Annotated in this window: 15 protein-coding genes and 1 pseudogene; 2 read left to right on the top strand and 14 right to left on the bottom strand. The window is 35.5% G+C overall.

The window, feature by feature from the left end; all coding sequences use genetic code 11:
• The first annotated feature begins 3 nt into the window (after positions 1 to 3).
• Together CLO1100_RS04185 and CLO1100_RS04180 are read left to right on the top strand one after the other, a co-directional pair.
• The gene (locus CLO1100_RS04185) at positions 4 to 1,059 is read left to right on the top strand and encodes a ketoacyl-ACP synthase III (RefSeq protein WP_014312503.1); all 1,056 of its coding nucleotides are present in this window, start codon (positions 4 to 6) and stop codon (positions 1,057 to 1,059) included.
• Entirely contained in the window at positions 1,056 to 1,817 is a 762-nt protein-coding gene (locus CLO1100_RS04180) for an SDR family oxidoreductase (protein WP_014312502.1), read from the top strand. Before CLO1100_RS04185 ends, CLO1100_RS04180 begins: the two co-directional genes overlap by 4 nt.
• Positions 1,818 to 2,066: 249 nt before the next feature.
• Here the strand turns inward: CLO1100_RS04180 and CLO1100_RS04175 are convergent, their stop codons facing one another.
• The 14 genes and pseudogenes from CLO1100_RS04175 to CLO1100_RS04110 form a co-directional block, all read right to left on the bottom strand.
• On the bottom strand, positions 2,067 to 3,515 hold the full coding sequence (locus CLO1100_RS04175) for a condensation domain-containing protein (protein ID WP_014312501.1): 1,449 nt from the start codon (positions 3,513 to 3,515) through the stop codon (positions 2,067 to 2,069).
• An 84-nt stretch (positions 3,516 to 3,599) separates the two neighbouring features.
• Positions 3,600 to 4,406 carry an aminoglycoside phosphotransferase family protein gene (locus tag CLO1100_RS04170; RefSeq protein WP_014312500.1) on the bottom strand — a complete coding sequence of 269 codons (807 nt, stop codon included), beginning with the start codon at positions 4,404 to 4,406 and terminating at the stop codon, positions 3,600 to 3,602.
• 38 nt (positions 4,407 to 4,444) lie between these two features.
• Positions 4,445 to 4,906 (bottom strand): acyl-CoA thioesterase, encoded by a 462-nt coding sequence (locus tag CLO1100_RS04165; protein WP_014312499.1) that lies wholly within the window; start codon positions 4,904 to 4,906, stop codon positions 4,445 to 4,447.
• A gap of 154 nt (positions 4,907 to 5,060) precedes the next feature.
• Positions 5,061 to 6,638, bottom strand: a complete 1,578-nt coding sequence (locus tag CLO1100_RS04160) for a condensation domain-containing protein (RefSeq protein ID WP_014312498.1) — start codon at positions 6,636 to 6,638, stop codon at positions 5,061 to 5,063.
• Positions 6,639 to 6,865: 227 nt separating this feature from the next.
• Entirely contained in the window at positions 6,866 to 7,417 is a 552-nt protein-coding gene (locus CLO1100_RS04155; RefSeq protein WP_014312497.1) for a VanZ family protein, read from the bottom strand.
• Positions 7,418 to 7,435: 18 nt separating this feature from the next.
• Positions 7,436 to 7,872, bottom strand: a pseudogene (locus CLO1100_RS20180) (D-alanyl-D-alanine carboxypeptidase); the annotation flags it as partial.
• Positions 7,873 to 8,110: 238 nt separating this feature from the next.
• Positions 8,111 to 9,046 (bottom strand): GDSL-type esterase/lipase family protein, encoded by a 936-nt coding sequence (locus CLO1100_RS04145; protein ID WP_014312496.1) that lies wholly within the window; start codon positions 9,044 to 9,046, stop codon positions 8,111 to 8,113.
• Between the two features lie 185 nt (positions 9,047 to 9,231).
• Entirely contained in the window at positions 9,232 to 10,707 is a 1,476-nt protein-coding gene (locus tag CLO1100_RS04140; protein WP_014312495.1) for a CARDB domain-containing protein, read from the bottom strand.
• Positions 10,708 to 11,251: 544 nt separating this feature from the next.
• Entirely contained in the window at positions 11,252 to 13,948 is a 2,697-nt protein-coding gene (locus tag CLO1100_RS19930) for a diadenylate cyclase (RefSeq protein WP_014312494.1), read from the bottom strand.
• Positions 13,949 to 14,749: 801 nt separating this feature from the next.
• Positions 14,750 to 15,187, bottom strand: a complete 438-nt coding sequence (locus CLO1100_RS04130) for a MerR family transcriptional regulator (protein WP_014312493.1) — start codon at positions 15,185 to 15,187, stop codon at positions 14,750 to 14,752.
• Positions 15,188 to 15,319: 132 nt separating this feature from the next.
• Entirely contained in the window at positions 15,320 to 15,583 is a 264-nt protein-coding gene (locus CLO1100_RS04125) for a hypothetical protein (protein ID WP_148265057.1), read from the bottom strand.
• 622 nt (positions 15,584 to 16,205) lie between these two features.
• A complete protein-coding gene (locus CLO1100_RS04120; protein ID WP_014312492.1) occupies positions 16,206 to 18,593 on the bottom strand; it encodes a vitamin B12-dependent ribonucleotide reductase in 2,388 nt (795 codons plus the stop codon).
• A 173-nt stretch (positions 18,594 to 18,766) separates the two neighbouring features.
• Positions 18,767 to 20,080: a putative glycoside hydrolase gene (locus tag CLO1100_RS04115; RefSeq protein ID WP_014312491.1), complete on the bottom strand. Its 1,314-nt coding sequence runs from the start codon at positions 20,078 to 20,080 to the stop codon at positions 18,767 to 18,769.
• Positions 20,081 to 20,332: 252 nt separating this feature from the next.
• On the bottom strand, positions 20,333 to 23,836 hold the full coding sequence (locus CLO1100_RS04110) for a PA14 domain-containing protein (RefSeq protein ID WP_014312490.1): 3,504 nt from the start codon (positions 23,834 to 23,836) through the stop codon (positions 20,333 to 20,335).
• Between the last annotated feature and the right edge of the window lie 19 nt (positions 23,837 to 23,855).

Below are 23,855 nucleotides of genomic sequence, written 5' to 3'. Positions count from 1 at the left end.
TAATTGGCTAAAGGTATATTGAAAAATGTAGAGATTAAAGGTATAGCGTGTGCAGTACCTGAGCGTATAGTGGATAACAAAGAATTTTTTGGGGTATTCGGAGAGGAAAGCGTACAAAAGTTTATAAATATGACAGGTGTTAAAACGAGGCATGTAGCTATTGACGAGCAATGTGCTTCTGATTTATGCTATGTTGCTGCAAAAACCCTCATGGAGAAGTTGAACTGGGAGGCTTCTACTATTGATGCTTTGATTTTCATTTCCCAGACACCTGATTATGCAGTACCAGCAACCGCATGTGTTCTTCAATATAGACTTGGGCTAAGTCAAGACTGTATAGCCTTTGACATAAACCTCGGATGTTCTGCTTATGTCTATGGGCTGTGGCAAGCCGCTACAATGATCTCTACACAGAATATAAACAGGGTTCTTCTGCTTGTTGGAGATACCAGTAATTTCGGAATAAATCCAAATGACAGTGCAACCGCAATGATATTTGGTGATGGTGGAACAGCAACTGCTTTGGAAAAAACAGAAGGTAAAGATATTACATACTTTTTGAAAACCAAAGGCAGCGGCTATAAGTGCATTATGGTACCTGCAGGCCATGCAAGAAATAGAAGCCAAACCATAATGGATAAATCTGAGTGTGAATTGTCCATGAATGGAGCTGATGTTTTTAATTTTACTATCACTGATGTACGGAAGTCTTTGGCCGACTTTATATCAGATTTCTCTATTGATAAAAATGATGTAGATATGTATGTGTTTCATCAAGCGAATCTATTTATTCTCAAGCATTTGGCGATGAGACTGGGTATCCCCATGGAAAAGGTTCCTTTATCAATTGAGAAATATGGAAACACAAGCGGTGAATCTATTCCTCTGACTTTGGTTGATACATTGGGTTCAGAACAATCGGATGATACAATAAAACTGCTAATGTGCGGGTTTGGTGTGGGCTTATCATATGGAGCAATTTACCTGGAAATGAAAAAGTCCGCTTGTATTCCTATGATATATACTGATTATTATTTTGATGGGGTTGATAAAAAGTGATACATCCGATGGATTTGAGTGGAAAAAATATATTGGTTACCGGAGCTTCCTCAGGAATTGGAAAAGGCATTGCCATATATCTAAGTAAAATTGGTGCAAACATCATTATGGCTGCCAGAAATGAAGAAAAGCTGAAAGAAACATACAATGAGTTGGAACCCGGCAACCACTCCTATTACCTGATTGATTTAAACAATCTGGATGAAATAGAAGGTATGATAGATGATATATGTAGTGATGATAGAAAGCTTAACGGTATTGTACATTCAGCCGGTATATCTCGTACAATTCCTATACAATACTTAAAAATGGATAATTTAAAAAGTATTATGTCTATAAATTTTTATTCCTTTATGGAACTTGTAAAACATTTTTCCAAAAGGAAGTACAATGACAATGGAGGTAGTATCGTAGCAATATCGTCTATTTCTAGTAAATTGGGTGCCAGAGGCTTAGCTGCATACTGTGCAAGCAAAGGAGCCCTTGACAGTGCAATTAGACCAATGGCATTGGAGCTGGCAGCAAAAAACATTAGAATAAACTCTATTGCACCAGGAATGATTAAATCCCAAATATATGATGGTTTGATTGAGCTTGTCAATAATAAGGATTTTGAAACCGATCTAAAAAAGCGGCAAATCATGGGGCTTGGAAAACCTGAGGATGTCGCTTCCGCAGCCGCATTCCTATTAAGCGATGCATCTAAGTTTATTACCGGCACATCTATTATAGTTGATGGTGGCTATTTGGCTCACTAGACTCAATTTAAAAAGCGCCCGACACGGGGCGCTTTTCTTAATATTAGGGAAATTATGGTATTTATTGTTTAGTAGAAATATGCTAAATGCAAGCTTCAAAATAGTTTTTAATATAGGGGTGTGCAGAGGTGGAGTTCCCCTCGCCGGTTTTAGGAAGGTGCACTTAAAACACTTTGTGTTTCGTCAAAGTGAGCCTAGGGTTCCCAAGTAGAACATTTTGCGAAGCATTTTGTTCTAAAAATTCTTATCTTAATTTTTATATCCTTGAATAAGCTCATTTTTAATTATACTAAGAAGCCTATCTATATTCTCCTTGCTGACTGTACTCTTGTAATAACCGGCTGCAAGTGTTAAAACGGAGTTGTAGGTGCTTGTCATTAGTAAAAGGCCTGGTGCACGCACAACGGGAGGTAAAATAAAAGCGTCAATAACAGTGTTATTACCAAACTTTATTAAAGATTTTGACAAAATGCCTAAATTGGATAAAGTAGGTACGCACTTATCACCGAAATATAAGGGACAAGTCAATTGTGTCTTCTTAGCATCAGCCTGATAATAGGCAAGTGTTTCTATAAAGCTTATTTTTTCTAAACGTTCCAGTCCAATAGCACTTTGTAAACCAGGATACCCCTTTTTTATTTTTTTCATCATATTTGAAACTCTTCTCAAAGTTCTATTAAAGGGTTCATTTATGAGCATTATAAGCCTGGTGTTTACCGAACCTGAAAAGTTTCTTATTGCCAGGGTTTTATGATCAGGAAGATAACGACGTAAATCAACTGTAACTGGAATTTCCATAGGCACACCATATATAGGCTGCCCCATTTGGATCATTGCTCTATAAAAAGCAGTAAGGATATAATCATTAACTGTAGCGCCCAGGCTTTTGGCATATTTACTTATTTCCTCCAAATGCCCGGAAGGAATTCTGGAAACTGACATAAGGGCTGTATTAGACCCGCTTTGCTCCCAGGGAAATGGCCATGTAGGCATAAAAATATCCGACCCGGGTACAAATATTGCATCTTGGTTTGTTATTCCCAATTCTGCAAACAACCTATCCTGATCCCTTCTCCCAGCTATTCTGGGTTCAGGTATAAAGGTATCACTCTTCTGATCAAGCTTGGTATATATGTCTGCCAGAAGCTGTACATATTCCTGTGTTCCTATTCCATCACAACAAGCATGATTCATTTTTATAGCTAAAACATCACTTCGGCTTGAGCGTATGAGCCTTACATTCACCATTGGGTCATTATCAAGGTCTATAGTACCTCGTATAAAATTATGAATAGCTTGATCAATATCTTCAGTCTCTTCTAAAGCGCAGAAATTGATTATTTCAATGTTATCCAATGGTTTCCAATAAGGCTTCCTATCCTCAATGAACCGGCATCCCAGAACAGGCTCTTCATCAATTGACAATCTTACGGCCCGTTTTAATTTATCGAAGTCCAATCTTCCATCCAGCTTCATTATGGCTTGAATCTGGAGATTTGCCATATTGTATCGTGCTACATAATTGTAAATATCATGCCCGTTAACCGGAAAAGTGCCTGTTCTATCTTCCATATTATATTGATTTTGCAGACCCACCATACTTTTTTCTAATATTTTAGCATAGTCTTTATAATAGCGTGTTGCACTTTGCATCATTTTGCTGATATTATTCTTATTATATTTATATATATCCCTCATATTAAATTCACTCCAATAAATCAGAATTTCTGCTTAATCTTACTTTATATTTAAGTCAATACTTTCTAAGTAATTGTGTAGCTCTTATCTTAATTGTTCCAAGCGTTTATCGATCATGTCCAATAGCCACTTTTTCTCTCCAGGTATACGGTCTTTGAGCCTTGAAGCAGCTACTGGAAGCATCCATACATCAATATCCTCATACTTTGCCTTGGCAAGCTTCATATACTCATTTATATAAACCTGGTATGCCAGCAATCGAGGGTAATAGGTCAGCATATTCACTGCATCAGGTACTCTGGAAAGAGTCGGTGGACGGATAATCATGCATGTCCGTGCAACGTCCCCTAACGGGTTCCCCATATAGGCGCCATTCCAGTCAATCGGCACCAATTTGTTACCTGAAACTATGATATTATTAAAATGGAGGTCGCCATGGCAAATACTTTCACCATCCGGTAAACTTTCCATATAGTCTAATATTTTTTTTAGCCTTCCTCGGAGTATACTAGATGAGGCCCTTATTTTATATGTGAATTTTTCCTTCTGGGTTGGTAACCCATTTGTCGAAAATTTATGAATATTATGTTGCAAGAGTGCCAACTGCCGCATATAATTATATAATTCCCAAGGTTCTGTTACGAGATGCTCCAGAATTGATTTACCAAATATTCTTTCAAAGATTATTCCTCTACGTCCATTAATTTCAACCTTATCAAATACAGCTGGCGATATTATACCTGATTCATGAACTAAATATCCAACTTTCGCCTCATGATCTACCCAGTCATCGTTACTAAACTTATTGAAATATAGCTTTAAAACCTTATCCTTTCCCCATTCATATACCTCGGCAGTTAAACCCTTGCCCAGCAATTTTCCTTTTTCCATAAATGACTCCTTCTTTGTCAGGCTGTAAAAACCTCGATTTATTGCTTATGGATATACATAGTGTCCTTGTCTTCGTTAATTCCGCCTGTTTCCACTAGCGCCTTAAATGATGTATATATACGTGGTGCTGCCTTTTCTATATTGAGTGGTTTGATATTTTTATCTGTCCATGCATGAACAGTATTTCCTACCGCTATAAGCTTTTCTGTCCTATTATTTAGTAATTTGTATTCAAACCTTACCCTTACGCAGGATACAAATGTTAAAGCTGTAATAACTACTATTTCATCACCATATTTTGCAGGACTTTTAAATTTACATTCCAACTCACAAAGAGGAAGATAAAATCCCTGACTATATACACTTAAATTAGGAATTCCTGCTTTGTTCATATAATCTCTCCTGCCGATTTCAAACCACTTTGGGTAATTAGAATGATGTACTATACCCATTTTATCTATTTCAGAATACCTGACAGGAAACGAAGTTCTGGTTATCATTATAATCTCCATTCCGCCACTATTATGGCGACACAAATATTAATGAAAAGACACTTGTGGCTTTTCTCAGGTGTGAAGAGCTTAGTGAAAGTAAAAGTAATTCTTACCGCCTGTACCTTAGTAGAACCCTTCAAATCTACTACAAAAGTGATACTTAATTATTATTAGAGTCAGTTTTCACTTTGCATCCTTTGATAAGTTCATCTTTAATTGAATTTAGAAGTGCTTTCATATCCCTCTGGTTAATTGAGGCTTTGCAATAGCCTAATGACATAGTTAATATATCATTATAGGAGCTTACAAGCAGTAGGAGTCCGGGTGCACGTATAACAGGCGGTATAAAGTATGCATCTGTAACAACATTTTGTCCGAAGCCTATTAAGGATCTTGAGATACTTCCTAAATTGCAAAGTCCAGGGAAACATTCATTACCAATATAAGAAGGACTTTTTGTTGAAGTCTCTAAAGTCTGAGACATGTGGTCAAAATAATCTCGAAAATATGCGAGATTATTTTTTTCATTATTTTCTTCATCCATATTGTTATTTACATCCGAATGTAATTCTTTAACTTTTGTCGTGGCACTCATGACCCTTGATAAAGTGCCATCAAAGGTTTCATTCATTTTTCTGGATATTCTTGTTATAAGCCCTCCGAATAAATTTTTTATAACCTGAGACTTATGATCTGGAAGATAATGTCGCAGATCGATAGTTGAAGTAATATCCATAGGAGCACCTTGTTTTGGCTTAGATATTTTAAACATAGTTCTATAAAATGCCGTAAGAATTAAATCATTAATCGTCGCTTCTGTCGATTTTCCATATTGGTATACTTTCTCAAAATCACCCTTTGGAATCCTACATACTTCAAAATGAATTGAATCCTCTCGCCTTTGTATCCATGGGAATCCCCACTTAGTCTTGGGGGTGTCCCGGGGTGGATTCCAGCTTAATTCCGGGTATTTTATACCTAATTCTTTAAATAATCCATCCTGATCCTTTCTGCTGCCTGTTTGGGATTCAGGTATGTAGGTGCTATTACCTTGATCAATGTGGGAGTATATGTGTGATAATAGTTGGATATATTCCTTTGCAGCTGTTCCATCACAACATACATAATTGAGCTTCACCCCTAATATGTCATATTGCTCCAAACGCATTATTTTAACTTTTACCTGTGGATCATTATCCATGTCTAAAGGACTCTGTAAAAACTGCTTAATAGTTTCATCAGCATTATCTGTCTCTTCCAAAGAACAAAAACTGATTCCATCAATGTTATCCAAACGTTTCCAATAATGCTTTTCATCTTCAACAAACCGGGATGCCAAAACGGGTTCTGCGTCAACAGACAGTCTTACCGCTCGCTTCAATCTGTCAAAGTCCAACCTTCCGTCGAGCTTCATTATGGCTTGAATCTGGAAAGTTGCCATTCTACAACATGATAGATAGTTATGTATATCACGCTCACTGGCAGGTATAATATCCATGCTAGCCTGCTTACCTTCACTGTAAGATTTATTTGTATTAATGGTTTTCTTCAATTCTCTAGAATGATGTTTATAATAATTCATCCTGTTTCTGGGTATATTTCTGTAAAATTTGTTAATAATATCTAAATTATATTTAGAAAGTATACCATCAGGAAATATCATCCTGTTATAGCTTTTTAATATTCTTTCATATGGATCTTTAATCGTTTTGTCACAAGATTCAAATTCTGATGTCATAATTGTTCGCCCCTTGCACTCGTATTTCTACTAGAAATTAAGGAGTCAAGAAAACATAATTTCTTGTAGTCATGGCCTTTTTATCTTTAATAGCATTATATGAACCATACACATAAATGTTGCATATTAGTATTATGTCAATTCACCAAGAGTAATTGCTCTATACAGTATGTAGAGAAACATATAGAAAGATATTCCTATCGTAGAGTTCCTTTTGAGTAGGGTATTCAGAATCTCATTTTAACCATGAATAATAAATATAATATAACCGGTAATCCTATGACAGCAGACAGTATTGTGATTGCAGTATATACTGTTTTCTCGTCTTCTAATATAAATAATGAAAATTTATACCCTAAAATACCAATCCATCCACCCAGACAATTTAGAATTACATCATCAATGTCTGATATTCCAATACCTAAAAGCCCTTGAATGATTTCAACAAATAAACTTACTATAAATATAAACAACAGGTTGGGTATTGCTTTTTTAGATTTTTTGAATAACGGCAAATATACACCAAGAGGAATAAAAATAACTATATTGCCAACCACATTACTAAAAGCAAATTGTTTAATATTTATAGAGCTGGCAGTTATATATTCCGTTATGCTATAAAAAGGAATGATATTAATTGACCTAAATAAAGTCCTTGGACTATTAAATAGCTCCAAAATTGAAATTCTTGATAAGAACAATATTTTAATTAACAAAAGTATGTAACAAATGAAAACACCACATAAGAAGACTGTTTTGATTTTCTCTCGTTTATTCATAATACCTCCATTTTTTATTTATTTTCCTATGCTGCTGTATACAGCTATTGCATCGGTAATATTAAACTGCTCCGAGTGGCTGTCTCCTTTTGCACCGGCTGTAAACAAAACATATTCTTTATTATCCACTTTGGTGAGACTTGCGAGACATAGACCAGCCGCACCAGTATATCCAGTTTTTCCTCCTAGAATTTCACCACCAATAATGTTTTTATTGTTGAGTTTTTCAAACATGGTACTGTTAAAGGTTATCCCATCAGTATGCTTATTCGTAGGTGGTGTGGAATGGTGAGATGAAGTAAAAATCCAGCAATCTTATTAGCAAGTCCAATACAGCACTCCGCACCACTGGGCAGTATTACTCCGTATAACAGATCGATTGCTCTGACCTGCTCGCCGGGTTGGAAACCTGCCATTGATGCATTTGCTTCGTACAGACCCCGGAACGTAGAATTTGGTCAGGTTTCGTACCATAAATAAACAACCCCTTATTCTGTGTTGATATTATTTAAACACAGAATAAGGGGCTAAGTTGGAATTCCATCTTATGAACTTCTTAAGATTTTCTTATTACATACTTTTATATTGTTTGCTTTAAAATAAATAAAGTGACTTAGTAAAATCTTTTTATGGAAAATACAAAAATCACTTTATCCAATTGATTTTTCTTTATTTACATCCCATCAAGGTAAATTATTTACCTAAATCATTTTTGATAGCATTATACCAAACATCCGCCATCTTATCATAACCTGTTCTATTACAATGAACTCCATCTGCTAAATCGGCAGTAGTAATTGCAGTATACATATCAACAATAAACACGGGCTTACCTTGATTAACCTTGTTTTGAACTACTTGAGCAACTTGAGTGTTATAGTTGCTGACATCTGCATAGCTCAAAGGAATAACTTTAGCAACATAGAGTTTGCCATCGCTCGGTAATTTAGCACAAATCTTGTCAATTAATGCACTTAATCTGGTAGGTGCATTAGCCAAATCATATTTTTGTGAGATATCATTCGTACCGATATGTAATAAAACGATTTTGGGTTTATATGTGGTCATCCAGGCATTAATATTAGCATCAATCTGATCAATACGCCAGCCAGAGTGGCCTTCATGATTCTTATCACCAAGTTCCGTAGGTCCGTTTGACATAGAGCCCACAAAATCAACTTTTAGCCCTGCATTTGTTATATTATTCCATAGCTTGATTCGGTAACCTCCCGGTACAGTTAAACCGTCAGTTATTGAATCACCCAAAGGCATTACAACAGTAGTAACGTTTTGAGGCGGAGTTTTAGGAAACTTTGTAATGAGTCCTAAAAGATATTGCTTTGATAAGGATAAATCCAATGCTGTTATTTTTGCATCACCGTCAAGGTCAGCAGCATATAGATCATCCTGAACAGGTAGATTTGTAACGGTACCAAGTAGGAATTGCTTCATTAACGAATAATCCAGTGCATCGATGGCACTATCTCCGTTCAGATCTCCGATAAGTCCTGATACCGCCGCAGTTACGTCTTGTGAAGTGGCCTGGTTAGCATTACAAACTGAACTTACGCACAGACAAATGCTTAACACCATTATTAATGATAACAGTCTTTTTCTTAAACTATACATTGTTTTTCCTCCTATGATCAGTTCTTATCTTACAGTAAAGATTAAGAACTTTAATGAGACGTTTTTGTCAACGTTAATTTAATTATAAACTGTAAATGTTTTACATTTCAATATAATCTTTTTGATTGGTATATAAATTTTGAAAATTAAATATATAAAGTCAAAACTTGCCGATACTATCGTGATTAATTTGTAACAGTGATTATTGCAGTCGTTTCATTGTCAATTTCATTGTATTCATATATTAAATCACTGGAATCTACCCGAAATAAGACCGTATGATTTCCCGGTGAGTTAAAAGTGTAATCAAGGCGGCTAATTTCAGCTATAGTAGTGCGTGCAGGAACTCCAGAGTAGCTTTGAGCTCCAACTTCAACACCGTCTACAAACCATTTGACATTAAATGCACTTGTACCCACACCTCCGTCATTTCTGATCCCGCATGTGAAGGTTACAGGTTTTCCAACATTAACATAAGTAACCTGAGTAGTTGTAATCATTGTTGGAACAAGGTCTGCCGGAAGTATTGTAATGGTGGTAGACGCTGTATTGTTCCCTGTATATGATTCGTTGAGCTTATTGTCAGGGTCAATCAGGAAGGTTATTGTATATGTCCCGGGAGCATTGAAAGAATAGCTTAACTTACCGTTTTGATGGTATACGGTACTGTAGGCAGGGACTTCCCCATAACCATTGCAGGCAACCTCAATACCGTTGATAAACCATTTTACGTAAAAGCCCGAGGCATTGACACCTCCGTTATTTATTATGCCGCTTTCAAACGTAATAAGCTGCCCAACCTTGATATTTGTGGTAGCAGAAACTGAAATACCGGTTGGAACAAGATCTGTTTTGGGTACCGTGATGATAATCGATGTTTCATTATTATTTTCATTTGCTTCATTTATATCTTTGTCGGAATCAACCTGAAAGGTTATGGTATAGGTTCCCGGAGAATTAAAAGTGTATTCAAACTGACTGTTCCCATTCATTACTGTAGTATTTGCAGGAACAGGCTCATGGCCGCCGTAGCCAAATTGGATGTTATTAACCAGCCACTTAACCGCAAAGCCGGAAGCATCAGCACCTCCCGTATTCTTTACACCGCTGTCAAATGTTATGTGCTGACCAAGCTTTATATTTGTTGTGGCAGAAGCAGTTATAGTTGTTGGAACAAGATCTGCCTGAGGTGATACAACTGTAACAGTGAGAGATAAACTGTTATTTTTTTCATTAAGTTCAGACACTTCATTATTACTGTCTACCTGAATAGTGATTGTATATGTTCCTGCTGAACTAAATGTGTAAAAAAGTGTGCCTCCATCGCTTGGATCAATTATCGACTTGCCTGCCGGAATTCCAATATGATGACCTGTGCATATTTCTTTGCCGTCAACAAACCATTTAACAGTAAAACCCGAGGAATTTGCAGTGCCTAAATTTCTGACCAAGCAGTCAAATCCGATTAGTTTTCCGGTTGTCAGAGTATCTGCGTATTTTATGCTAATAGGAGTCAGATCAACTCTCGGTTTAACTGGTACTATTTCCGAGCTTGCAGCAAATACCGGTATACTAAGCAAAGTTATTATAAACATCATTACCGCAAAAAACAGTGTTTTACTAACAAAAAAGTGCATTTTAAATATCTTTGGCTCTTTCATAAAAACCTCCTTGCAAATTTTATAACTTAATAAAAGCGTCCCGCCGGACAAATTGAAGTTCAACTAAATTATACCATATATACAAATTTTATACTTTCTGAGTCTGCGTAAAAACAATAAAAGTATAGAGTTTTTCTGAATAACTATTTTTTTTTGCAACACAGAAAAGTGGTTTATCAAAATAACTTCTTAAATTATATTTGATTTGCCAACTTGTCCTTTTTGTATCATGTGAAGAGTTTCAACTTCTGATATTTTAAAAAGCAGGATAGTGTTTTCAAACTATCCTGCTTCGTATATTTTAAAATATTAAAATGCCACTAAATCGTGCGTTGAAGCCATTTATGTTAGTTTATTTGCACCAGCTGCAATTTCTATGCGGTTAACGCAATATTATTAAAATCCTCCTACCATGCACCTTTCAGAGAAAGTAATTTGCAAAGTTCTACTGGGAAACGACTATATTACCCTTTAAAAGTTCTGATATTGGAAATGGAAGGGGTATGCAGACCAGAATTCTAAAGAGTTTTATAGATAATGTGAGTTACTTGTTTGATTGTGATATATTGCTATCTTTGCTTATCTTTGCGATATTATCATTCAGTAGTTTTAGTAATTCTTCATTTTCTTTAACCCTAGATTCCAAACATTTCTTCTTATAGGAATCTAGAGCTTTAATACCTAGACTAGCGTTATTTTTTAATATATTTTGAATTTGCTTTACAGAGTCGTTATCATCTGGCTTTAAAATAATTGCGTTCAAATAATTATCTATTGCTTCTTCGTACATCATTAATCCCATATATGGAAATGCTCTATTCCAATAGTAAGCGTAGCTTTTACTAATTTTTAGGGCATTAGTATAGTCTTCAATTGCTTTTTTTTGTAATTCTAATTTCAATTCATTATTTTTCTCTATTTTTGCCAAATAATTATGTCCTAATCCTCTTAAATTAAAAATTTCTGCCTCTATTTCAATTTTATTATCTCTCGCTATCCGAAAACATCTTTCAATATACTCAATTGTTTTTTCAATATACTCTCTTGCCTCTTTACTCTTATTATTATTAAATAATTTCATGCCCAATGATATACTAGAACTTCCAATATTCTCATTATATTTCAAAATAGAATTTTGATCATTACAATTTTTGATAGCACATTCATAACATTTAATTGCTTCCGTATAATTGTTTTCATCCTTTATATAGTCGTGGCATTTACCTTTGTTATTGAAATAGTTAGGAGAAACAAAATTATTACCTGCTGAATCAATTCCCTTATTATAATACTCTATTGCTTTTACATAATCTCTTTTTTTAAAGAATCCTTCCGCTATCAAAAAATATATATCACAGTCAACACTTTGAAAACGCCCCAACTCAGCTTCCTTTTCCATTAATTTAATATTTTCTTCAATTTCCTTTTCGCTTATCAAATCAACGATTTCTTGAGCTAGATTATAAATATTTTCTTGATTGTCTAATTCTGGTAGCATATCGATCATACCATCTTCAGATATTATTACAATAACGCACTTTTTTCCATGAACGTTAAGCTTCTTCAAATACCTATGTGCTGAATTATACCTTGCTCCTCTACTTGCATCTCCAGTATCTTCATGTGCTATACCATCTAGAATTACACCTAAAGCATGACATTTGCCATAAATATCAAAATAAATAGCACCGTCAATTGAAGTTAAATATTTTATATGATTTGGATCAATATCCATTCTTTCTATAAGTGTAGACTGTTTTCTTAAGGCCTCCATCTCATTACTTGCAGTATCAGTATCAGTGATAACTACCATAGTCCCATGTTTCTGTTCTTTTGCCTTCCTTACTATCTTTTCCAATTTTTCTATATTTACATCAATGGCCCCATCAACAACAATATGAGAGTTCTCTCCAAAAAATATAGTTTTTACTAATTTCTTAAATTTTTCTGGAGTATACTCCTCTTCTTTTATTTTTGGATTTCTAAATAATATACTTACCAGATTATCTTCAACTATTTCTAAGTTTTTAGCACACTTATAAGTTTTTTTATCATCTTCTACAATAACCTTACCTTCCGTATACTGTTTTTCTTCAGTAAATACACAAACAAGGTTATATTTAGAAAGTCCTTTAAAATCAACTCTGAATAGTACAGAATTTCCAAGTTGATTCCACTTTACTTCACCTAATCCTAGAATTTGCTGATAATCCGCAATTAAATATAATCCAGCACTTTCATTTGCCATTTCTAATAATTTACGTATCATCTTTGAGTCATTTAATGGGATTTTATCCTTATCTCTAAATTTTATAGCATATTTTATTTTAGAAATGCTTTCATCAATACAATCTTTAGTCAAAAACAATATACTGCCAAACGGACTTGCACCTTCATAAGTTTTTGAGGAGATATCGTCTAATTCCTCAATCATATTATTAATATAGTAGTCGTTGCAAACAATATTATCATATTCTTTTAACGACTCATTCTTTAAATGATTCTGCATCAATATACTTCTAATTTTCCCATAGAATATTCGTGACATCCTTCTAGTAAAACTTAAGCTGTTTTCATTATTTTTCTTTTGAAGTTCTCCATCCTCATTTAAACTCAACTTATCATTAATAGATAAATAATGCTCTATGAAAAAATAATCTAAAATAATTCTAATAAAAGAACATACTGGCCTATTATAAAACACATTTATTGTTTGAGCATCTACATTTCGTATTTCAAGAATATATGTAAGTATATATGTAACCTTTTGTGTACCCGAATCAACATCTATTTTAAATCTATTTGAGTAAAGTGACGTCGAGTTGTCAATTCTTGACAATACATTTTCATTTTCGTCTATTCCAACAGTTCCATTTTCCCTTGTTATAGCTATCTCTTCCAAAGCAAACTTATCAGTTTGGAGATACTCCCTTTTATCTAAATATTCTTTGATTTTTTTTATAAAATCGCTTTCATTATCTAAAAACCGGTTAGGAATACTCAATTCTGTAAATATATTATCGATTTCAAGTAGCTCATCTTGATTAATTTGAAAATCATCTTTGGAATTCATCATCAATGTTTTTTTTACTCTAAAACAGGTTTGATATTTTCCCTTACTATTTGAGACTACTGCATATAACTTCAAATGAAATTTCTTATTGAGGTTCTTTAAAATTTTATCTAAATCTCTATAAACTTTATCATTTATATTTTTAACATCTTTATAATATGATTGCATTATTCCAACCTCCATTTAATATATTCCATTTACCCGTGTAATATTAGAATTTGATATCAATGCGAAAGTTTAGTTTGAGCAAATATTAGTATAATATTGGATTTTACTTGGTAACCTTCGGCCCCTTATTTTTTTATTAACTTTTCAGCCTCACATCTAGTCATATTATTGTCATTATTAAATTAGCTTTTTTATATAATAAAGCCATTTCATTATTTAGTTCATTCTACCACATTCCAACATTTTATGTAATAATTAAGTATAATCATAACATTTATTTCTATATTTATGTATTACTCTGCTTACTTTACATTAAAGCGAAGCCGATTAACCTTTCTCTCAGGTTAATCGGCTTTGCTCTCCACATAATACAATTATATCAAGTTATAAATAGCTCTCATTCATGCATAATTTTCTCTTATATTGCACTTACTAAAATCGAATATCAGAAATTCTACTGGGAAACGACCATATTACCCTCAAAAATTCCGATATTGGAAATTGAAGTGGGTATGTAGACCATTCCTATTTGCTAAAGTAGAGAATCCTAGACATCATTGTATAGTAATAATAATCATATTTATTTTATTTATGGACATCCTAACAATAAAATCTACTTAACCAAAGTAATGTTTCTCCATGTGTTGAGAATATTATGGATTTGTAACAATACCTTTTACAAGTTACTGCTCAGTATTCAGTGAAAAAGTACAGGTTTGTAATTATTAACACTATTGATTAAGTTTTGGCTAAAAATACTGATCGTTTTATGTGGAATTTCTTATCTTAACAAGGTTTATACTAATCTCCTCCTTTGGATTCACCCTGCTTCTTATCTTTGAGATATCTCATATCAATCTTTTTTTCCGCATTTTGTTTTGCTATTGCCTTATCTATTTCAATAGCTGTATCTTCAAAACTATTTGCAATATCGTGTGCACATTCACTGCATACCTTACCTGTTTTTATTGCTTTTCCGCAACTTAAACATTCTAAGAACATGTTGGAATCACCTACAATTTCAAGTCTGCCCTCTCTAAGGTAACGCTTGATTTTTGCTACACTTACGTCCAATTCAGTTGATACCTGGGATATCGTTGCTTTTGGGTTATCATACACATATTCTTTTACAGTCCTGAACACTTCTTCTTCAGCCTCATGGCATTTAGGACAGATACTTGAACCACCTACATTGCCATAAAGCTTTCCACATTGTCTACAATTTCTAAGTTCGGTCATTTTTAGCTCCACTTGTTCCTTTAATATACTGTTATTTCATTATGTTAATATAAATCTCTTCTCTTTGTTGATTAATTCACTTAAAGCAGTCACGACATCTTTTTGTATGTTGGACTTGAGCTTTTGCAAATTCTACATCATTGCTCTTATCTGTTTTTTCAATAGTTCTTCGTTGGTGGTTTGAACCCCCACTATTATCGATAAAGTTACCTCCAAATTCTTGGATGTTTCTTTTTTATTCTCAATCATACCGACGAAGGTTTTAACAGCTTTATTTATGCTTTCTACAAAATACCTCATTGCGAATATCTGGTCAGAAAATTGAGGATAATGATTTTTAGCAAATTTACAAAGAGGAAGAACATAATCCTCGGTTTCTTCAACATAGCTTTTCATTTTTCCAATACTGAAAGCCCCAGCCATAGTAGATATGTTGTGACACCTGTCAGAGATTTTGCATAAAATATGTCTTATTCCTCTATTTATAATACCTTGATAATAGATATTGGTGGGTATACTTTTACTTTACAAAACATTGAGGTCTTCAATACACTTTTTACAGACATTGTATTTATGTTCCAAGTCAGAACAATACTTTAATATTTCATTCGCTTCGCCTCGTTCAGATAAATCTTTAATAATAGCTTCAATGTAGTAACCTATGCTGAACAGCAATTATAATACCATATCCATATTTCCTGAATTATACCTGTAATAGTATTTTCGACATAAATATTGAAATTCCTTCAACATATAGAGTTAATTTGACATATACGATTTCCTAGCAATTACAGATAGATTATTTGATTTTTAAGGAAACTATAATCTAATGGGCGATTAAAAACTTATTAGGTAACATATATTTTAAATATAAAAAAGGCTCCCTTTGGAAGCCTTTTTTATCAAGAATTTTAAGTATTGTCCATTTTATTTCTAGATCACAAAATTTATTTCCCGAATACATCTACTAAAACCCCGCTTATATCAGCACTTACCGAATTTATAATATCGGAAGGAATCACCCACACTTACTATACCCGCAACTCCTGCAAATAACACAACCGCCTTCATGCTCAAGTGCTTTACCACACTCCGGGCATTCCGCACTTACAAAGTCCTCTTCAATACCGGGATTTGAGCATACTTCCTTCATTGTACAGCTGCCGCATTGTGAGTCGCACTCACTTTGTTCAGCGTCAGCAGTTCTTGCAGAAGGCTTTTGTAAGAGACTGTATTCAGTTGTTGCACATATTTCTCCTGACACATCCTCGTCTTTGCTGCTCTGGATTTTCGCAACCTTTTCTATGAGCCTGCCTATTGCATCCGGGCAGGACAAAACCTTCAAGCCCTTCTGACGTATTGTAGACGGGCATCTTATGCCTTTTAGCTGTTCAACAATTGACTTCACATCCATACCTGAACGTAATGCTACCGACACAAGACGGCTTGTTGCTTCTGATTGAGAAGGACAGCCTCCTGCACGTCCTGTATTTGTGAAGACCTCGCAAATACCGTTTTCGTCATAGTTTACAGTAATATAAAGATTTCCGCAGCCTATTCCCACTTTTTCCGTAAAACCTGTTGTAATGTCGGGTCTTGGCCTTGGTTCTATTTTCCCGGGCATATTATTGATCGCACAGGAATCGCAGTAAATATTCTCTCCGGCTGGCAACTCCTTGTCAGCGTTGCCTTCCTTACCTTTAACTTTTCCAATATTTAGAACCTGTAAGTCACGGCTTCCGTCTCTGTAAATTGTAACCCCCTTACACTGGGTCTTATAGGCCAGAGTGAATACCTCTCTTACATCATCCGTAGTCGCATCATGACTCAGGTTAACTGTCTTGGAAACCGCATTGTCTGTATGCCGCTGGAAGGCCGCCTGCATTTTTACATGCCACTCTGGAAGGACATCATGTGCAGTAACAAAAATGTCTTGAACATTCTTTGGTACCTCATTCATATTTTTAACAGTTCCAACCCGAGCGATTTTTTTCATAAGCTCGTCTGAATAAAAGTTCCCTGAAAGCGCGGCCCCTTTAAATACAGGGTTAACCTCCACCAGTTCACTGTTGTCCATAACATTTCTAATATATGAAATTGCAAAAATCGGCTCAATTCCGCTTGAAACACCAGCTATCAAGCTCAATGTACCTGTAGGTGCAATGGTGGTAGTAGTAGCATTTCTCATCTTTATACCTTTTTGAGCATATATGCTGTCCTCATAAAATGGAAAAGCACCCTTTAATTCGGCCAAATCCTGTGAAGCTTTCAGTGCAGTATCACTGATAAAGGACATAACCTTGTCCGCTAAATCAATTGCAGCTTGAGAATTATATGCTACACCCAAAGCACAGAGTGTGTCTGCCCATCCCATAACTCCAAGGCCTATTTTTCTGGTACCTCTTGTCATTTTATCTATTTCTGGCAGAGGATATTTGTTGACCTCTATTACATTATCCAGAAAACGTACTGCTTTTCGTACTGTGTTTCCCAATTTCTCAAAATCAAGGCCTTTATGTGAATCATCCATCATATTATATAAATTTATTGAACCAAGATTACAAGCCTCATAAGGCAACAATGGCTGCTCACCGCAGGGATTGGTACTTTCTATTTCACCAAGCTTAGGAGTTACATTATCCCGGTTAAGCCTGTCCAGGAAAATTATACCCGGCTCCCCGTTTTTCCAAGCCATTTCCACGATTATATCAAATACCTCTTTAGCGTTAAGTTTAGCAACAGGCTTCTTTGTTTTAGGATCCAAAAGTTCATATTCCAAATTGTGTTCAACGGCTTTCATGAAATCTTCAGTAATTCCAACACTTAGATTAAAATTAGTTATTTCTGAATTATCACTTTTGCAGGAAATGAACTCCATAATATCAGGGTGATCAATTCTGAGAATCCCCATGTTGGCACCACGTCTGGTTCCCCCCTGTTTTACCGCTTCTGTTGCGGCATTAAAAACCTTCATAAAACTTATAGGGCCGCTTGCAACGCCACCGGTTGAATTTACAGTTGATCCTTTTGCACGGAGTCTGGAAAAGCTGAAACCTGTTCCCCCACCGCTTTTATGTATTAATGCAGCATTTTTTATGGATTCAAAAATGCCTTCCATCGTATCTTCTACAGGAAGAACAAAACAAGCACTTAACTGCCCCAAAGGTCTTCCGGCATTCATCAAAGTAGGTGAATTAGGTAAAAATTCAAGATTAGCCATCATATCATAAAATTCCTGTTCAATTACCGCCAACCCTTTTTCATCAGTATATGCGGCATCCGCAGATGCTATTGCCTTTGCAACACGACGAAACATTCCTTCGCAATCCTCAAGCAGATTTCCGTTTTCGTCCTTCTCCAGATATCTCTTCTCCAATACTTTGACGGCATTTTCCGATAACTTCATGAATAAATCCCCTCTCATTAGTCTATATTTTGTATTTGTATTATTTCAAAGACACTACATATTGTATCACTTTAATTATATATGTTCAATATAGTTAAATATTGCCGGATTTTTTCAAAAAAAACGCCCAGCCCCATATTTCACATGAAGCAAGGCATTTTTTACGGAAATAATTATTTTTCTTTTTCAAAATATGATTCCTGATATTTATTGCTTGGATCCCAAAGAATCCATTCTTCATATCCGGCATCATAAATAGCCTTGATTTGCTGTTTGACCTGCTCTGCGCCATAAGTCTGGAAATAGCCCGTTGGCAGATATCTGGCAGTAAATGCCTGTATATATGGTCTTAATTTTGCCTTGTAACCCGTAGTTTCAGATATTTTTTTCTTTGCAGATAACAAAGAATTGTAGACTACGCCATAAGGATCCATATCCGGCTTTGTATAAGTAACACCATTAATCTTCTGACCTACACCATTACCCATTATTCCTTTTGGGGAGTTGTTTGCATAGTGTGACGGGTAAATCATTGGACTTATGCAGTATATATCTTTTCCTACTTCTTGGAACCTTTGTCCAATACTTTCTCCATCCAATTTGCTTTCAATAATTATTGCAAATACGTCTGCTGAAACAGGTACTCCCAATTCCTGATGAAGTTCTTTTTCTGATTTTGAAAGGAACCCGTTTATTGCTTCGGCCTTTTCGGGAACATTTGTACCAAAATTAAAGGATTTTTTACTTCCTGTGGGGAATCTGACATAATCAAACTGGATTTCATCAAAGCCGTAGGAAATAGCTTCCTTTGCTATTGCTATATTGTAGTCCCAAACCTCTTCCATATAAGGGCTTGTCCAAGGCGTTGAACCGTTTTCCAGCCATAGCTTTCCGCTCGGTGACTTTACACCAAGGTCTGCTCTGTTCTTAGCCAGAACAGGGTCTTTGAAAACAACTATTCTACCTATTACATATATTCCATTGTCATGGAATTTTTTTATAACATCTTTAGGATTATAGTATTTTACCTGCTTACCATATTTTTTAACCAAGTCAAGGTTTGTGCTATAGTTTACAGCACCATCTTCCTTGACATCAATAACTACAGTATTCAATTCAGTATTTTTGGCCATATTAATAATTTTGTCAACTCTTGCTGACGAACCTGCGGAAGGCCCTGTAAGGTATATAGCCTTAACCTTTACTTTTTCAATACTTGGCGATAATTGCAACCCTTCGGATTGAGGTACCTGCTCTTGTTTTGTGGAATCTGAAGCCGCCGCTGTTGAATTTGCAGCTGTAGTATCTGAAGGTTTTGTTTCAGTACTTACGGCAGATGAAGAAGTTGCACTTGTACTTGTGCTTGTGCTTTGAGGGTCTTTTGTCCCGTTTTCATTACATCCCGTAAGGAAAAATGATCCTGCTGCAACTGTCAAACTTAGAAAAAGAGATGTGAATAAAACCGTAATATTTTTCCTGTTTTTCATTTAGAAGTACCCCATTCCCGATATTTTTTCGTGGCATTATGTAGTATAATCATGAATTGAAATTTTCAATCAGATACACTGAGATTATACAAAATCCGGGTAATAAAATCAAACCTATTTAAAGCATATTTGGAATATATATACTAGTAATATTTCCCAATAACTTCTTGTATTGCCCATATATAAAAAAGACTTAATCTCCATCAAGGAAATCAAGTCTTTAAAAAAAGTTACTATTTAAGTTATGTGATTTTAATTGAGTTTATTTGGATTGGCAATCTTTACCTCAAGGGGTGCAAGCATATTTTTATTAATATCTGTTGCTATTGGCTTTTCATAGCTTCCATGACCATCAACGTATAATCCTAATTTAAGCTGATACATATTTCCGTAGTAATTCTCTACATCATCATCCTTATAGGTGGATACTTTAGGGCCAAACTCAATTTTCACCACATCTCCTGCATCATAAGTTCCGTTTACTTCTATGTTAATCACATATTTATCATTTACTTTAATCACTTTTTTAGTAATATTACTATCACTAACCTTTAAAATCTCAGTAGAATCTTTTTTCTTTACAGTAGCCTTTATGTTTTTGCTGACTAGCTCCAAGAAAAATGGGTTTTCATTGATATTCATTTTATTTACCATGTCTTTATCCATTACAATTCCCGGATTTGAAGTTCTGTTCTTAAGTTGTAGTTCAAAAGAAACAGGTACATATGACCCCAGAACAAACTCAAGATTTGGGTTTCTAGAATTATTTATTATATTATACGTTACAAAACCCAGTTCGGTTTCAACAAAAGGATACATTATTGCATCTGCAATGTTTGAGTAAGGGCCTACTGCACCGTTCGCCACGCCAACTACCTTATAATAGTACTTTACTCCTCTGTTGTTTGTTATTTCAGGAATGGAACCGTCCTTAAAGGAGGTTCCGGTTATTCCTTCTTTAATAATTTCGTATGTCCCATCGGAGCTATCAGACCTTAACACACTATAGGTTTGGGCTCCCTGAGCAGGACTCCACCGCAGCTGAACAGATGCTCCCTCACGAGCTGCCTTTAGATTTGCCGGAGCGTCCGGGGGTACGGCAATAGTTATTTCTCTTGATTTTGCGCCCTCATATCCCTCTTTTATAGCCGAAACAAAATACTTGTATACCTTTCCGTATTCAACCTTACTATCGGTATAAGTATTATCTACCGAAAGAACTGTGGTTTGTATTCCATCGCATACTCTGTACAGCCTGTATCCCGAAGCAGTATCCACCGGATCCCATGAAAGGTAAATTGTCTTTTTATTTACAGTACCCCCTAGATTCTGAGGTGCACCTAACCCCACTACAACCTTCACCCACTGAGATTTTGCACTCTCGCCTGCCTCATTCCATGCACTAACACTGAATTTGTATTCCCCGGATGCCAGGTTGGGCACCGTGTATGAATTATCTTTTACATTAATTATTGTAGTCATACCCTCCCAGTCTGTTTGGTAAATCTTATATCCCTGTGCTTCAAGAACACTGTCCCATGTCAGGACTACACTACTGTCATTTTTTAAATCTGCCTTAAGATTTGTTGGAGTCTTGGGGATATTAATGGTTCCGTCAACAAACAGCTGCGAGTTTGGGACTACTTCCTTTGCTTTTTTCGGATTACTCCATAAAAGCTTTGCAACGGCATCGTATTCGTTTTCATAGTATTCTATTCTTATTCTGTATTTTTTACCCTTTTCCATTTGCACTGACTTTGAACTATTCTCTGTCTCAGAATGCTTCTGCCAGTTTGAAATCAAAAGTTCATTTGTATCAAAGCTTCCATTTCTGTTTAAATCAATCCATAGTTTCACTCCGTCATCCGTTCTGGTGTAGAATGTGTAGTCCTCATTAAATTCCGGCATAATATACCCTGACCAAACCACTGAATAGTGATCTGCATTAACCTTAGGATCAGGGGCTTTATCTCCCCATCTGTAGTAGGTGTCTGCATTATCTTTGGTAAAATCAATTTTAGGGTCAATTCTGGACATGGCAAGTTCCGTATTTTCCATTACATAATTAGTTGTAAAATTGTTTCCTAAATCATAACCGTAGTTTGTCAAACTACTGCCGGCAACAGGCTTCCAATTATAGTATTCGGCGTACAGTCCGTTGCCAGTCATAATCAATGCAGTAGCAGAAGCCTCATTTGAAAATGGCCCCGACTGCTCACCACTGTCTGAAACAGCCTGCACCTTGTATGTATAGGTTCCCCCCGGTGTTACGTTGTTGTCAGTAAACGAACTGTCAGATAATATCTGAGGAAGCTGGACGAAATCAGAATCACCCGGACCTTTTCGCCACAGTTTATAACCTTCCGCACCGTTTACTTCATCCCATCTTAACAGTATGCCATCTCTTTTAGAAATTGCCTGAAGGGTTTCAGGTGCTGCAAGCTCTTGTCCCGGTTCTTTTCCCCATATAAGTTCACCATTATAATATACTGTTACTCTTTCCCAATCCATTTCTTCTCCGGGATTAAAAGAGTAGTGATTAGCTTGGTTAAATTTTCTCAGATTAGATGTATCCCCTGTCATTTGAGCAATAAATTCCTTGACTATTTCAAGTTCAATATCTGCGTGTGAAGTATTGTTACCGGATTTCGCACTAAGCTCATAATTCTTTGAACTGATAGTATAGTCCTGACTCCAGTTCCACCACCATCTGTGTTTATCCTTATCTGAAGAACAATTGGTACTCCTTTCAAGAATATCATCCAACCAGTTAAGATCACGCTTAATAAATTTATCATTCCATAAACTGCTGAAATAACGTAAAAACTTATACAAACAATTCATGTAACCTGAACCGTTGCTTTTTGACGGAAACCCGATTTCAATAAAACTGTTAGCTTTAGGTGTGGAATACTCACCCATATTAATAAATACTGACGGAAGGGTTTGTATGACATCTTCTTGTGGATTTGAACGGCCTGACTGATAGTTATAAATCTTTCCCTCTACCTTTTCAGTCTTTGGGGCAACCTTGTTTAAGTCTCCATCCATATTAAAGTAGTAATGGATTCTTATTTTATCCAAATCTATGTCCTTGTTACCCTCATTATACAGCTTCAGCACTGAATGAATCCTATCCTTCGACGCAAACTCGGAAGGATTAGTTGGATAACTTTTTTCAGTAAGTCTAACCTGAATTTTATTCTCATCAGGCTGTCTCACTATAGTACAGCCCAAATCAGAAAAGTTCATCCATTTTACATAACCGTAGATTTCCCACGTCCCATGACTTTTTATAGTTCTGTTGGATAGTAAGCTGGACCCGAAAGTATACTCCCTGTTTGACTTATCAATGTTCTTGTAGGCAGAAAACTCATAGATTTTCAGACCCAGTTCTTTTCCCGACTTGTTTGTAAACCTTAGCACCAGTTGGTTATTGCTGTTAAGTGTAATAGCAGAATCGCTGGTATTAGTGATTTTTACCTTGATAAACTGGAACATACCATTATCATAGTTGTAATCACTGCAGGAATTATTATCAGGAAACCAGTCTTCGTATCCGTGGTTCAATATAACATTTGCAAACCAGACAAGTATTGAATCCACCCTTTGAAGCTGTACAGTCAGCCTTTGATTGTCAGACTGTATACTTGATTCTCCCATATCTGCATTACTTTCAGCCTGAACAGTCTGAGGAATCATTAGCCCAATCATAATGATCAGAGCCATTAAGACACAAAGTGCCTTCTTGAACATTAGCATCAACCTCCATGCA

Source organism: Clostridium sp. BNL1100 (assembly GCF_000244875.1).
In the GTDB taxonomy this organism is placed as follows: domain Bacteria; phylum Bacillota; class Clostridia; order Acetivibrionales; family DSM-1351; genus Ruminiclostridium.
Note: the sequence above shows the minus strand (reverse complement) of the source record. Positions and strands in the feature narration are given on the sequence as shown.